Source organism: Luteibacter sp. UNCMF331Sha3.1, from assembly GCF_900109915.1.
Taxonomy (GTDB): Bacteria; Pseudomonadota; Gammaproteobacteria; order Xanthomonadales; family Rhodanobacteraceae; genus Luteibacter.
On record NZ_FOBU01000001.1, the window covers coordinates 404,099 to 416,203 of the forward strand.

Below are 12,105 nucleotides of genomic sequence, written 5' to 3' on the forward strand. Positions count from 1 at the left end.
AGAGTCGCGGTCAGCGAATGATGGTCTGGACGAAAGCGATGGCGTTGCGCGGGCCTTCCACGCGTACCGTCAGGCGGAACGCGGCGGCAGAGCCCGTGGTATTGAACGGGATACCGGGATCCGTCGTCAGATTGGAACTGGTGCCGCCACTGATCGCTGTACCGGGAACGATACAAGCGGTAACGGTCGCATCGACGCCGCTCGCCGGGCAAAGCCTCTCGACGATGTAATAGACCTTGTTGCCCGTGCCCACGTCATCCATGGGGCCGACGACGGCTCCAGCGGTCTTGTTGTACAGCACGGCCGGGATATCGGGACGCTCAGTGGACTGTGTCTGCAAGGATGCGTAATAGCCCTTTGAAGGCGCATCCGAATTACTGGTCGGCGGTGTGAACGTCGAGTCCAGCTTGGTGCGAATATCCTGATACGCCCGCTCTGCCTCCTGCATGGCTCCCTGGCGAAATGCCACGCTACCTGCGATCGCATTGGCGGTATCAACCGAACGCATCAGCGCCATCGCCGCTAACAAAGTGGCGACGAGCACCACCAGCGCGATCAACGTTGCGACCATGCCCTTCTGCCGGGAGGCGGCACCCAACTTGCTATATGAACGCATCGAGCCCATGGCGTAAGTGCCTTCAGAAGAACTTGTTGATCAGGTTGTTGCGAACCGGAATCACCAGGTCGTAGACCTTGTACCGATACGCAGGATCCGTGGTCACGGTGTACTGAAGCGCCGTATCGAGGTCACCGAACAGCGTCAGCGACGTGCTGCCCGTATAGCCGATGTACGACACGCCCGCGGCCGAGGCAGCGGTTGCTGGCGCGGCTCGCTCCTTCTGCCGGCTACGCACGACCACCGCGATGCGGACGGCGCGAATCTGCGAGCGAGCATTCAATGCGTCGAGCGTATCCGGGGTAGGGGTCAGCGCGGCGATACCCCACTTGGCTCCGGTGGGTTTTACCCATTGCGACACGGGAATGTCGCTTGGCGTGGCGCTAAGCCCGTACAGTGTCTTCAACTGCACTACGTTGTCCGCCAGCGGCTGCGGCGTGTCGACCGTATTACTGGCGGCGGCGCGCTGCAGAAGATCGAAGCTAACGAGGCTGTTGTTGACCTGGTTGACGCTCAGTAGCAACACACCTGGATTGATGCCCATGTCGAATACGTAGGCGGAAAGGGATGCCGTGTAATGCGCCGGTGCGGAGAAACCATCCGCCGCGCTACCTACTGTGTTCAGACCGATACTTGTGCCGGTGACCGTGCTGATGAGGCCGAACGTGCACTTGCCCGACTTGTCGGAGAGCAACAGGTACTCGTTGGGGAAGATGCCCATCGCGTTGTCCACGGTGACCGTGGTACCCGACGCCGAGACCAGGTTCGTCCGGAACGTGCGCGCGATGGGATTGCCGCGGACGATGCCGATGACGTCAGCCTTGTCGCCCGCTCCAGCGGCGATGAGCACAGGAACGGCACGCGTCGTCAGTGGCCAATTGTCGAATGGAGCGGCAAGCGCCGTTGTCCTCGGCAAACGCTTCGTCCCGTTGGACCATGCGTCGATAGCACAGCCCCAGATACCGTAGTTGCGCCCCTGGACAAGGCCGGACCCGGCCGTACGCAGTTCGCGCTCAAGCATGAATGTGGAAAAGCTGCCGTTCTGTTGTGCGTCGCTGCCGTTTGTCGTCGTGCGCTTTTGCCCCTCGTAGGCGGAGAACGCAGCCATCATTCCGAGCGTACAGATGATGGAAATGACGATGCCGACCATCAGCTCGATCAGGGAAAAGCCGCGTGCATGCGAGTGAAGACGTGTCATGGGCCCCTGGCCTACTGCTGGATCTGGGAGATGGTGATGTACTGGTGCGGATCGACATCCGCGGGACCCTTCCACTTCACGGTTATCGTCACGAGGTTGTTGGCGCCGACGACCACGGTTGGAGGGTTATCCGTAACGCCGGGCAGGCAGTTGGTCGTCACTTTTGCCTTGGCGCAATCGACAAGATTGTCCTTCCAGGCGTTATAGGCCGTGCCACCCGTGGCGAAGTCGGTTGCGATCGCTGTCGGAACCGCACCCCACATGTCGGCGATGAGCCTATCGGCCAGCAGCGCGGCGTCCGTACGGTACTTGGCGTCGCCGCCCAGCTTCGTGGCGCTGGCCTGGAGCGCGACGATGCCAAGGATGCCGAACGAGAAGATGAGTGCCGCGATCAAGGCATCGAGAAGCACGAAACCCCGGATCGACCGTCGATTCAGGCACGTCATGCGGCCTCCTAGTTCGTCTGGCACGACTGCGCGTCCGCAGCCGAAAGGTTGGCGATTTCGGGGTCGCACGAGCGAACCTGGCCACCGGAATAAATGAGGATCACCAGCCGACGTCCCACCATGTTCTTGCCTGCCACGTCGATGCGGGCCAACGCAGTTCCGGTGGGACGCCCGAGCGCGTTGAAATTGACGGCGCCGGGTACCCCGCCGGTCAGGACGGTCGCCGTCTTCGTTTTGTCCTGCATGGCGGCCGACGTAGAACCCGTGATCGACACGAGCGTCTCGGTGGCACCGCGCTTCTCGATGACATTGCCAGCCCCCGCCGCCTCTGCCTCCGTGCAGGTCGTTTTACCGGATGGCAACTGGCAAACCGTCCAGGACGCGGCCGTTGCCGATGTCAGTTCGAAGCGGGTCGTCGCCCCACGTTGCGCGGCCTCGTTGCGGGCGACCCGAAGGCCGTTCTGAATGGACTCGGCGGCAGAGCGGATGCGTGAGTTGTTCATCCACTCACGGAAATCAGGTGTGGCGATCGCCAGCAGAATGGCAACCACCGCGATGGTCACCATCAGCTCAATGAGTGAAAACCCACGGTCGTGCCGACGCATCACGAGCAGGTCCCGTCCTTGCGGACGACCCAACAATTGTCCGTTGGCTTCTTCCAGCCGGGCTTGACCGCGTTCGTCGTCCGTACGTTGGCCTGGTCGATCGTGTACTGGAAGTCCTTGACGGCGGAGGTCGCGTTTCCGCCCGCTGTTGCGCTCCAGGTCTGGCCGTCGGCACTCGGACTGCAGGTGTAAGTCCAGACGCTCGATGTCGGCATCTTGGCACCGCAGCCGCCGGTGGACGGCTTATAGCTACGGTTGTCCTGGTAGAACTGCTCCTGAGCGGTGCGCACCGCTGCGAGGCCTGCCTGGGCCTCGGTGAGATAGCCCCGGATCAGGTAATCGCGATAGATCGGCACGGCGATGGCAGCGAGGATCGCGACGATCGCAATGACGATCATAAGTTCGATCAGGGTAAAACCCGACGATGCGCGGGGTACCCGCGCCGGCATGCGATTGATCACGTTGTCCCCCAACTGGTGCCGGATCCGGCGAGTGAACTCTATGCGATCCATCCCGGCGAACCAAGCGGCGCGGGACAGACGGCGGGAATTCGCCGACAAGTGGTAGGCGCAATCCGTCATCCAGTCCCAACGCTTATCGCACATGCGCTTCACCCCGCCTGCCGCCTCATGGAGGTACGCCCCAAAGGAGAACCCGCCATGACCCACGACCGCCAGGACGTCAATCACCCCGACCACGGCAAGCCGGCCCATCAGGAGACCGAGGCCGAGAAGAAGGAGCGCAAGGACCACGCCAGCGACAATCAGGATCAGGCGCTGGAAGAGACCTTCCCCGCCAGCGACCCCGTTTCGCCGTTCGTGCCGGCCAAAGCCCCGGACTGAACCGTAGTTCACTTACGCGACGCCGCGCGTGCTTCCGACACACCGGCGTCGCCTCCGCAACACGAAGTGGTCACGAAAAGACGGGGAAAATAAGCGGGCTAAGAACGGAGTTTTCGTCCATGCTCGCCCAGTACGTCTTTACCTCGTCGAACGCCCCCTTCCGCATTGTCCGCCATGGCCACCGCTGGCGCGCCCTGTTCGGCGACGTCGAGACCGGCCGTTTCGAGAATCCAGAGGACGCCATCCGCGATCTGCGGCAGCTCTTCCCGGAGGCCCGCCTGCCGCGCCGTCTCACCGACTGGCGCTATCTGCCCGATGCCGCCCTCCTGCACGTGCCGCCGCCGAGCCCGGCCGTGGTCGCCCGTCTCGCGGCCGCCTGACCGACGTTAGCCCGACCGCGGCCACTCACGGGCGAGCATGGCGAAGATCACGTCGTCCACCCATTCGCCCCTGAATAGGTAGGCCTCGACGTGATGGGCTTCCTGTCGGAAACCCAGCGATCGTAACAATGCGATGCTGGCGACGTTCCTGGGGTCCACGGATCCCACCGCCCGGCGATAACCCCACGGTCCAAAGGCCTGGTCCAGCATGGCGCCCATCGCTTCGCGGGCGTACCCCCTGCCCTGTCGATCGGGCCGCAGCGAGACGCCGAATTCGATTGCGTCGTCCCTGGTGGGCGGAAAGTGCACCCCGAGGTCGCCCAGCAATTCGCCGCCGGCCTTCTCGCGAATCGCCAGCTGGAACCAGCTGCCCGACACGGCGAAAGGCTGCGCCGTCTGTCGTGCAATGAACGCTTCGACTTCGTCGATCGTCGCCGGCTTCCATCCCTGAAATCGTGCAACCGCTTCATCGCCGCGATAGGCGAACAGGGAGGGCGCGTCCGATCCAGCCAGGCGATCGAGGTGCAGGCGGGCAGTGGCGAAAACGGGTTCATCGATGGCGTTCAAGAGGCATCCTCTGCGTCTACGCACCCTGGGGCCGTGCCACTTTCGACGAGGACGAATCTTTACGCAACCGTTACCGCGAATACGCCCACGCGACGCAGCGTTTTTACGCATTCCGGGGCGACACTGACATCCCTTCCCCATGGAATGCTCCGATGTCGATCGTCGTCATCACCGGCCCGCACCCTGACTCGGAATCGTCGGACCCCAGCGACCTCTGCCGGCTGTGGGAGCGCGCGCAGTCGACGGGCGTCGACCTCGTCTGGCGTCAGTGCGACACCTTCGACCAGCTAAGCCGGTGCCTTGCGACCCCGGACGACGACGCGGAACTCATCATGCTCGACGTGGATGCCGCGCGGATTCCCTCGTCCCAGGTCGACCCGATGCGCGAGGCGCTGTCGGCGTTGCCGATGCCCTACATCGAGATGCACGCGGACAGCGACGCCGTCGACGCGTCGACGCTCGCCCCCGGGCATCCGTCGGTCGTGAGCGTCGTCGTTCCCGGCAATGCGATGGTCAGCTACGACATGGCGCTGTCGATCGGACTGCGGCTACTGCGGAACCGCCCGGCCACCGGAATCAGACTCGCCGCGTGAGGCCGGCGGCCGGCCGTCAGGAGGTGGGCACGCGCACCGGCAGCCACCCGCCGGATACGGTTTCCTGCACGATCTCCACCATGCGCGAGCCGCCACCTTTCGCGGCGCAGGCCAGCGCGAATTCGACCGCCCGGCCCTCCGAGACGAAGGACTCGGTATTGCCCTGCCAGAGGACGCGCCACAAGCGCTCGTTGATCGCCGGATAGAAGATGAAGACCCGGCGGGGACGCCACTGCTCGGTCACGTTCTGCGCAGCCGGCGAATTTCCGCGCGGACATTCCACGACGAATCGCCGACGCTCATCACCGCCTTCCTCAGCGTGATTTCACTGACGCCGAGGACGCGAGTCCAGTAGCGCATGTCGGAGCGGAGGCAGATGTTCACCTTCGTCATGTCCGCAGGGGCGGACACGAGATGTTCGGCGGTCATGGCGGATGCCTCGGGGAGAAGATTCACCTATCGCACACGCTCGGTTACGCGCCCGTGAGTGTCCCGGCACTACGCGGTCGGCTCCAGCGCGGCGTTTCCGGGGTGCCCGCGGCGCGCCTCTCGTGGCACGATGCGCCGAAGTCGGCCGGGAGACGGGGCCCGGCCTTGCGTCGTCTACCTGGGGGCCACCATGGACTTCATGCGCATCCTGCAATCGCTGGAGGAATTCCTCTACGAAGCGATGAGCTGGATCGTGTTCTATCCGCGCGCGATCCTGCGGACGGTGCGACACCCGGTAGCCGTCGCCGTCTACACCCGCGAGCAACTGAAGCAGCCACGCGAACTACAGTTTACCGAACTCGTCAGCCCTCCCCTCCTGCTGATCCTCACGGTCGTCGTCGCGCACTTCATCGAACTCACGAGCCCGGGCGGCATGACCGCCGTGCATTCCGCGCTCGGCCGCGAAGTCTTCAGCAGCGAGCAGGGCGTGATCGCGACGCGCAGCCTCGCGTACTGCCTCTTCGCGCTGCTTGGCGCGTTCACGTGGCTTCGGCACGAGCGCAAGCCCATCGATCGCGACACGCTGCGCGAACCGTTCTACATCCATTGTTACCTGCTCGCCCCCTTCGCGCTCGGCCTCTCCACGTCGGTCACCGTGGCGACGAGCGTCGCCGCACCATGGAGCGCACTCGCCCTGCCCCTCGGACTCGTGAGCTGCCTCTGGTACGCCGTGGCGCAGACCGCCATCTACGCGAGGCTGCTCCGCGTGTCCCGCACGCGCGCGTTCTTCCTGGCGTGTCGGGCGAACCTGGCGGCCACGCTCGCGATGATCGGCGTGGCGATCGTCGTGTTCGGTACGCCGTGACGGCGAGGCATTCTCGCCAGCCGTAGGAGCGGTCCGCTTCCTCGGCTTACCGAGGGCATGCCGTGCCTGCTGCTCGCCGCCGCTGCGGAAACAGGCTCGCGGCCTTGCAGCCGCGAGCCAAAGGTCACCGAAAACCGACCTGCATCGGGCGGTTTATGCCGCCTCGGTGTGGATCTGCTTCACCGTGGAGGCGATACCTTCATCGCCGTTGATCGAGATCCTCCGGGGCTTCATGGCCTCGGGAACCTCCCGCTTGAGATCGATGGAAAGCAGTCCGTTCGCCAGACGCGCGCCGGTGACATAGATATGCTCCGCCAGTTCGAAACGGCGGTTGAAAGCCCGGCTCGCGATGCCACGATGCAGGAACTCGCCTTCCGGCTCGACCTTGTGCTCGCCGCTGACGAGCAACAGATTGCCCTGCGCCGAAATCGTCAGCTCGTCCTGGGTGAATCCCGCGACAGCCATCGTGATCCGGTAGGAATCGTCACCGAGCTTGATGGAGTCGAACGGCGGGTAGTTATCGGTCTGCTGCGTGCGCGCAGCCGATTCCAGCAGATCGAAGACGCGATCGAAACCGATGCTCGAGCGGTGAAGTGGCGAAAAATCGAAAAGAGTACGCATGGCCATATTCTCCTTAAGCAACATGGGAATGGGTTCTCTGGGCCGCCGATCTCGGACGGCCAGGCTGGTCCCGAAGCGACCAGCAACGCGAAAATAGGGTGTCCGCTGCGGCTTTCAAGCGGCGCGATTTAGCGATCGTTTATCCGTCGATGACCGGCTGCCGGAACGAAGCGGCTGCAGGTAGCGCCGGACATGCGCCGCTTCAGGGAGCCGGCTTTCGCGCTGACGAGTACAGCGTTGCGCACGCGCCACCCCAAATGCGCAGGCACAAAAAAACCCGCTCTTCAGCGGGTTTCAATGTGTCTCATGGACTCATGTTGACGTCTTCAAACAGGGATCTGGTGCCGGAAATAGGAATCGAACCTACGACCTCATCATTACGAATGACGCGCTCTACCAACTGAGCTATTCCGGCGAGAAGCGGAATTCTAGGGAACCTTGGGTCCGGGCGCAACCCTTTGGCGATCAGCCCGCGAGACGGAGTTCCTTCGGCAGGGCGAAGGTGATGTTTTCGGCCTCGCCATCCAGTTCGCGCACCGTGCCCGCGCCCCACGACTGCAGGCGGGCGATGACCTCCTGCACGAGCTTTTCGGGCGCGGAGGCGCCGGCGGTGACGCCGATGCGGTCCTTGCCGTCGAGCCAGGCGCGGTCGATGTGTTCCGCGCCGTCGATGAGGTACGACGTGACGCCCTGCTTTTCCGCGAGCTCTTTCAGCCGGTTGGAGTTGGAGCTGTTCACCGAGCCCACCACGAGCACGAGGTCGACCGCGTCGGCCAGGCGCCGCACCGCGTCCTGACGGTTCTGCGTGGCGTAGCAGATGTCGTCCTTGCGCGGCCCTTCGATCGTGGCGAACTTCGCACGGAGGGCGCCGATGATGGCGATGGTGTCGTCGACCGAGAGCGTCGTCTGCGTGACGAAAGCGAGCTTGTCGGGCTGTGCGGGGTTCAGTGCCTCGACATCGTCCACCGATTCCACGAGGTAGATGTTGCCGCTGTTGGCCGGGTTCCACTGACCCATGGTGCCTTCGACTTCGGGATGGCCGGCATGGCCGATCAGCACGACGTCATGACCCGCGCGGCCGAGGCGCGCGACTTCCATGTGCACCTTGGTGACCAGCGGGCACGTGGCGTCGAACACGTTGAGGCGACGGCGGTCGGCCTCTTCCCGCACGGCTTTCGGCACGCCGTGGGCGCTGAAGATCACCGTGGCGCCATCGGGCACGTCGTCGAGTTCTTCGACGAACACGGCGCCGTCGGCGCGCAGGCGCTCGACGACGTAGCGATTGTGCACGACCTCGTGGCGCACGTAGATCGGGGCGCCATAGGACTCGAGCGCGCGTTCGACGATGGCGATGGCGCGGTCGACGCCGGCGCAGAATCCACGGGGGTTGGCGAGGAGGATATCCAAGGGGACCTCGGGGGAAAGGGGTCGGCGGCGGACCGCCGGAGCAGCCGCATTATCGCACGGCGGCGGATCGGGCCGCTGGCCCTTACCTGGCCTGTCAGGCCGGCTTCTTCTCGCCGCTGAACAGGCTGAACACGATGAGCGCCACGGCGCCGACGCTGATGGCCGAATCGGCGACGTTGAAGACCGGAAACGGGTAGCTACCCAGGAAGACCTGGATGAAGTCGGTGACCCTGGCCGCGTGGAGGCGGTCGATGACGTTGCCCAGCGCGCCGCCGAGGATCAGCGCCAGCGGCGCGGCGGTGCGCCAATCGTGACGGGGGGTGCGCGAGAGCCAGACGCCGAGCGTGGCGCTGACGCCCACGGCGAGCACGACGAAGAACCAGCGCTGCCAACCGGCGCTGTCCGCCAGGAAGCTGAACGCGGCGCCCGTGTTGAAGGTGAGCGTCCAGTTGAGGATGCCGGGAATCACCGGGTGCGGCGTTTCGGCCGGCTGCAGCGCCGTGAGCGCCCACCATTTGCTGAGCTGGTCGAGCGCGATCATGGCGGCGGCGAGCCACAACCAGGAAAGCGCGTTGGGTTTGGGGCGTGCGGTCATTCGTGGTGGCGCCATGCGATTGCGGGGATCCGCGCCGCCGGCCGGCGGCGCGGAAGGGGTGGCGGACGTCGCCGGATCAGAACCAGCGGCGATCCTCGCCCTGCCCCGTCACGTTCTCGACGCAGCGGCCGCAGATTTCGGGGTGGGCCGGATCCACGCCGACATCGGGACGATGGTGCCAGCAACGAATGCACTTCACGTCGTCGCTGACGGCGGCCGACACGTAGACCTCGGCGCCGTCGATCTCGACGCGCTCCGCATCGGCGGGACGGCCTTCGAGCGGCGCCAGCGTCACCTCGGAGGTGATGAAGAAGAAGCGCAGCTCGCGTGCCGATTCCGCCAGCGCCGACTGGGTCGGCAGATCCGCGTGGATCGTGAGCGTCGCGTCGAGCGACGCGCCGATCTGCCCAGCCTTGCGCATGCCTTCCAGCACGCGGGACGCCGTTTCGCGAATGGCGATCAGCTGGCCCCACCAGCCGCGCGTGTCGCCGTCCTGGCGCACGTCGAGACCGTCGTAGAACGTATCGAACAGCACGGACTCGCTGCGCGAACCCGGCATGCGCTCCCAGGCCTCCTCGGCCGTGAACGTGACGATCGGGGCGAGCCAGCGAAGCAGCGACTCGAGGATCCGGTACATCGCGCTCTGCGCGCTGCGACGGCCGCGGCTGTCCGTCGGCATCGTGTACAGGCGGTCCTTCGTGATGTCGAGGTACAGCGCGCCGAGCTCGTTCGTGCAGAAGTTCTGGATGCGCTGGACGATCTCGGGGAAGTCGTAGCGCTCGTACGCCGCCACGATCGCCGCCTGGGTGTCGGCCGTCTGCTGCACCGCCCAGCGGTCGAGGTCGAGGCAGGCCTCCGTGGCAAGCAGGTGCTTGTCCGGATCGAAGCCGTCGAGGTTGCCGAGCAGGAAACGCGCGGTATTGCGGATGCGGCGATACGTATCGGCGACGCGCTTCAGGATTTCGTCCGACAGCGACATCTCGTTACGGTAATCGGTGGAGCAGATCCACAGGCGCAGGATGTCCGCGCCGAGGGTCTTCATGATGTCCTGCGGCTCGATGCCGTTACCCAGCGACTTCGACATCTTGCGGCCCTGCGCATCCACGGTGAAGCCGTGGGTCAGCACGTGGTCGTAAGGCGCGCGGCCGTTGATCGCCGCCGACGTGAGCAGCGACGACTGGAACCAGCCGCGATGCTGGTCGGAGCCTTCGAGATACATCACCTTGTATTCGCTGGCGTTGCCGGCCTGCAGCTCGGGACGCGCGCCCACCACCGCGAAGTGGCTGACGCCCGAGTCGAACCACACGTCGAGCACGTCGGTGACTTTCTCGTACTTGTCGGCGTCGTCACCGAGCAGCTCGCGCGCGTCGAGCGTGAACCAGCAATCGATGCCTTCGAGCGCGACCTTCGCGGCGATCTTTTCCATCAGCTCGACGGAATCGGGATGCGGCTCGTGCGTGGTCTTGTCGATGAACAGGGTGATCGGCACGCCCCAGGTGCGCTGGCGCGAGATGCACCAGTCGGGACGCCCGTCGACCATGCCGGCGATGCGTTCTTCGCCCCAGCCCGGCACCCAGCGCACGCCCTTGATGGACGTGAGCGCGGTGCGGCGCAGGTCGGCCTGCTCCATGCCGATGAACCACTGCGGCGTGGCGCGGAAGATCACCGGCGTCTTGTGGCGCCAGCAATGCGGGTAGCTGTGCGTGAGCTTCGCCGAGGCGAGCAAGACGCCGCGGTCGCGCAGCAGGTCGACGATCTGGTCGTTGGCCTTCCAGATGTGCACGCCAGCGAACGACACGTCGCCGGCCAGCGGCAATTCGGGGCGGTACACACCACGGCCGTCCACGTAGTTGAGCGTGCCGATGCCGTAGTGCTGGCCGACCGTGAAGTCTTCGGCGCCGTGATCGGGCGCGGTGTGCACGGCGCCGGTGCCGTCTTCGTCGGACACGTGGTCGCCGAGGATCACCGGCACGTGCCTGTCGTAGAACGGATGACGCAGCGGCTGGTTTTCCAGCACGGCGCCCTGAACGCGGCCCAGCACATCGACGGTGTCGACGCCGTAGCGCGCCAGCGCCTTTTCGGCGAGCGCCGCGGCGATCACCAGCAGCACGCGCTTGCCGCCGCGGGACGGACCGTCGACGAGCACGTAGTCGATCTCGCCACCGAGCGACACCGCCTGGCTGGACGGCAGCGTCCACGGCGTGGTGGTCCAGATGGGCACGGCGATGATGGCGTCGCCCGCGGCCACGCCGAACAGCGCGCCGAACGACACCGGGTCGGCGGCGTCGTAGGCGACGTCGACGGCCGGCGAGGTCTTGTCGGCGTATTCGATCTCGGCTTCGGCCAGCGCCGAGCCGCAGTCGAAGCACCAGTAGACGGGCTTCGCGCCGCGCACGACATGGCCGTTCGCGACGATGCGCGCCAGCGCGCGGATCATGTCCGCCTCGTAGGTGAAGTCGAGCGTGCGGTACGGCCGCTCCCAGTCGCCAAGCACGCCCAGGCGCTTGAAGTCGACGCGCTGCAGGTCGATCTGCGCGAGCGCGTACTCGCGGCACTTCTGGCGGAAGGCCGCGGCGTCGAGCTTGTCGCCCGCCTTGCCGAACTTCTTCTCGATCGCGATCTCGATCGGCAGGCCGTGGCAGTCCCATCCCGGCACGTAAGGCGCGCGGTAGCCGGCCATCAGCTTCGACTTGACGACGACGTCCTTCAGCACCTTGTTGACCGCGTGGCCCAGGTGGATGGCGCCATTCGCGTACGGCGGGCCGTCGTGCAGCACGAACACCTTGTCGCGGTCCGCGGTTTTCTCCTGGATCTGCGCGTAGCGGCCCACACGCTCCCACGTCGCCAGCCAGGTCGGCTCGCGCTTGGGCAGGTCGCCACGCATCGGGAAATCCGTCTGCGGCAGGTTGATGGTGTTCTTGTAATCCTGGGTCATCGCTTC

The 12,105-nt window shown here is 65.3% G+C and carries 16 protein-coding genes and 1 tRNA gene; 4 read left to right on the forward strand and 13 right to left on the reverse strand.

What is annotated here, in order from left to right:
- Positions 1-10: 10 nt before the first annotated feature.
- The 5 genes from BMX32_RS01655 to BMX32_RS01675 form a co-directional block, all read right to left on the reverse strand.
- On the reverse strand, positions 11-571 hold the full coding sequence (locus BMX32_RS01655) for a pilus assembly PilX family protein (RefSeq protein WP_139206651.1): 561 nt from the start codon (positions 569-571) through the stop codon (positions 11-13).
- A 67-nt stretch (positions 572-638) separates the two neighbouring features.
- Complete coding sequence (locus BMX32_RS01660) at positions 639-1,814, reverse strand: PilW family protein (RefSeq protein ID WP_089974082.1); 1,176 nt, start codon at positions 1,812-1,814, stop codon at positions 639-641.
- Between the two features lie 11 nt (positions 1,815-1,825).
- Positions 1,826-2,260 (reverse strand): PilV family protein, encoded by a 435-nt coding sequence (locus BMX32_RS01665; RefSeq protein ID WP_089974083.1) that lies wholly within the window; start codon positions 2,258-2,260, stop codon positions 1,826-1,828.
- 8 nt (positions 2,261-2,268) lie between these two features.
- A complete protein-coding gene (locus BMX32_RS01670; protein WP_089974084.1) occupies positions 2,269-2,865 on the reverse strand; it encodes a GspH/FimT family pseudopilin in 597 nt (198 codons plus the stop codon).
- Positions 2,865-3,314: a type IV pilin protein gene (locus BMX32_RS01675; RefSeq protein WP_089976810.1), complete on the reverse strand. Its 450-nt coding sequence runs from the start codon at positions 3,312-3,314 to the stop codon at positions 2,865-2,867. Before BMX32_RS01675 ends, BMX32_RS01670 begins: the two co-directional genes overlap by 1 nt.
- Before the next feature lie 210 nt (positions 3,315-3,524).
- On the opposite strand from BMX32_RS01675, the gene BMX32_RS01680 reads away from it, so the two are divergent.
- Both BMX32_RS01680 and BMX32_RS01685 read left to right on the forward strand, forming a co-directional pair.
- The gene (locus BMX32_RS01680) at positions 3,525-3,707 is read left to right on the forward strand and encodes a hypothetical protein (RefSeq protein WP_089974085.1); all 183 of its coding nucleotides are present in this window, start codon (positions 3,525-3,527) and stop codon (positions 3,705-3,707) included.
- A 119-nt stretch (positions 3,708-3,826) separates the two neighbouring features.
- Positions 3,827-4,087: a hypothetical protein gene (locus BMX32_RS01685; RefSeq protein ID WP_089974086.1), complete on the forward strand. Its 261-nt coding sequence runs from the start codon at positions 3,827-3,829 to the stop codon at positions 4,085-4,087.
- Positions 4,088-4,093: 6 nt separating this feature from the next.
- Here BMX32_RS01685 and BMX32_RS01690 read toward each other — a convergent pair whose 3' ends face one another.
- Positions 4,094-4,654: a GNAT family N-acetyltransferase gene (locus BMX32_RS01690; protein WP_244511367.1), complete on the reverse strand. Its 561-nt coding sequence runs from the start codon at positions 4,652-4,654 to the stop codon at positions 4,094-4,096.
- 152 nt (positions 4,655-4,806) lie between these two features.
- Between BMX32_RS01690 and BMX32_RS01695 the strand changes: the two genes are divergently transcribed.
- Entirely contained in the window at positions 4,807-5,247 is a 441-nt protein-coding gene (locus BMX32_RS01695) for a hypothetical protein (RefSeq protein WP_089974088.1), read from the forward strand.
- A gap of 16 nt (positions 5,248-5,263) precedes the next feature.
- On the opposite strand, the gene BMX32_RS01700 is transcribed toward BMX32_RS01695, so the two are convergent.
- Both BMX32_RS01700 and BMX32_RS01705 read right to left on the reverse strand, forming a co-directional pair.
- Positions 5,264-5,491: a hypothetical protein gene (locus BMX32_RS01700; protein WP_089974089.1), complete on the reverse strand. Its 228-nt coding sequence runs from the start codon at positions 5,489-5,491 to the stop codon at positions 5,264-5,266.
- Entirely contained in the window at positions 5,488-5,676 is a 189-nt protein-coding gene (locus BMX32_RS01705) for a DUF3606 domain-containing protein (protein WP_089974090.1), read from the reverse strand. The genes BMX32_RS01700 and BMX32_RS01705 overlap by 4 nt, the downstream gene beginning before the upstream one ends.
- Positions 5,677-5,875: 199 nt before the next feature.
- On the opposite strand from BMX32_RS01705, the gene BMX32_RS01710 reads away from it, so the two are divergent.
- Positions 5,876-6,541 (forward strand): hypothetical protein, encoded by a 666-nt coding sequence (locus BMX32_RS01710; protein ID WP_139206652.1) that lies wholly within the window; start codon positions 5,876-5,878, stop codon positions 6,539-6,541.
- A 153-nt stretch (positions 6,542-6,694) separates the two neighbouring features.
- Here the strand turns inward: BMX32_RS01710 and BMX32_RS01715 are convergent, their stop codons facing one another.
- The 5 genes from BMX32_RS01715 to ileS all read right to left on the reverse strand — a co-directional run bounded on the left by BMX32_RS01715 (position 6,695) and on the right by ileS (position 12,099).
- Entirely contained in the window at positions 6,695-7,186 is a 492-nt protein-coding gene (locus BMX32_RS01715) for an Hsp20 family protein (RefSeq protein ID WP_343123845.1), read from the reverse strand.
- A gap of 315 nt (positions 7,187-7,501) precedes the next feature.
- Positions 7,502-7,577, reverse strand: a tRNA-Thr gene (locus BMX32_RS01720).
- Positions 7,578-7,627: 50 nt separating this feature from the next.
- Positions 7,628-8,569, reverse strand: a complete 942-nt coding sequence (ispH, locus tag BMX32_RS01725; protein ID WP_089974092.1) for a 4-hydroxy-3-methylbut-2-enyl diphosphate reductase — start codon at positions 8,567-8,569, stop codon at positions 7,628-7,630.
- Positions 8,570-8,663: 94 nt separating this feature from the next.
- A complete protein-coding gene (gene lspA / locus BMX32_RS01730) occupies positions 8,664-9,164 on the reverse strand; it encodes a signal peptidase II (RefSeq protein ID WP_089974093.1) in 501 nt (166 codons plus the stop codon).
- A 76-nt stretch (positions 9,165-9,240) separates the two neighbouring features.
- Positions 9,241-12,099: an isoleucine--tRNA ligase gene (gene ileS / locus BMX32_RS01735; RefSeq protein ID WP_089974094.1), complete on the reverse strand. Its 2,859-nt coding sequence runs from the start codon at positions 12,097-12,099 to the stop codon at positions 9,241-9,243.
- Between the last annotated feature and the right edge of the window lie 6 nt (positions 12,100-12,105).

Coding starts and splice junctions, on each gene's coding strand:
- BMX32_RS01655 (WP_139206651.1), bottom strand. CDS start 571: ATGGTCGCAACGTTGATCGCGCTGGTGGTGCTCGTCGCCACTTTGTTA.
- BMX32_RS01660 (WP_089974082.1), bottom strand. CDS start 1,814: ATGACACGTCTTCACTCGCATGCACGCGGCTTTTCCCTGATCGAGCTG.
- BMX32_RS01665 (WP_089974083.1), bottom strand. CDS start 2,260: ATGACGTGCCTGAATCGACGGTCGATCCGGGGTTTCGTGCTTCTCGAT.
- BMX32_RS01670 (WP_089974084.1), bottom strand. CDS start 2,865: ATGCGTCGGCACGACCGTGGGTTTTCACTCATTGAGCTGATGGTGACC.
- BMX32_RS01675 (WP_089976810.1), bottom strand. CDS start 3,314: ATGCCGGCGCGGGTACCCCGCGCATCGTCGGGTTTTACCCTGATCGAA.
- BMX32_RS01680 (WP_089974085.1), top strand. CDS start 3,525: ATGACCCACGACCGCCAGGACGTCAATCACCCCGACCACGGCAAGCCG.
- BMX32_RS01685 (WP_089974086.1), top strand. CDS start 3,827: ATGCTCGCCCAGTACGTCTTTACCTCGTCGAACGCCCCCTTCCGCATT.
- BMX32_RS01695 (WP_089974088.1), top strand. CDS start 4,807: ATGTCGATCGTCGTCATCACCGGCCCGCACCCTGACTCGGAATCGTCG.
- BMX32_RS01705 (WP_089974090.1), bottom strand. CDS start 5,676: ATGACCGCCGAACATCTCGTGTCCGCCCCTGCGGACATGACGAAGGTG.
- BMX32_RS01710 (WP_139206652.1), top strand. CDS start 5,876: ATGCGCATCCTGCAATCGCTGGAGGAATTCCTCTACGAAGCGATGAGC.
- BMX32_RS01715 (WP_343123845.1), bottom strand. CDS start 7,186: ATGTTGCTTAAGGAGAATATGGCCATGCGTACTCTTTTCGATTTTTCG.
- lspA (WP_089974093.1), bottom strand. CDS start 9,164: ATGACCGCACGCCCCAAACCCAACGCGCTTTCCTGGTTGTGGCTCGCC.
- ileS (WP_089974094.1), bottom strand. CDS start 12,099: ATGACCCAGGATTACAAGAACACCATCAACCTGCCGCAGACGGATTTC.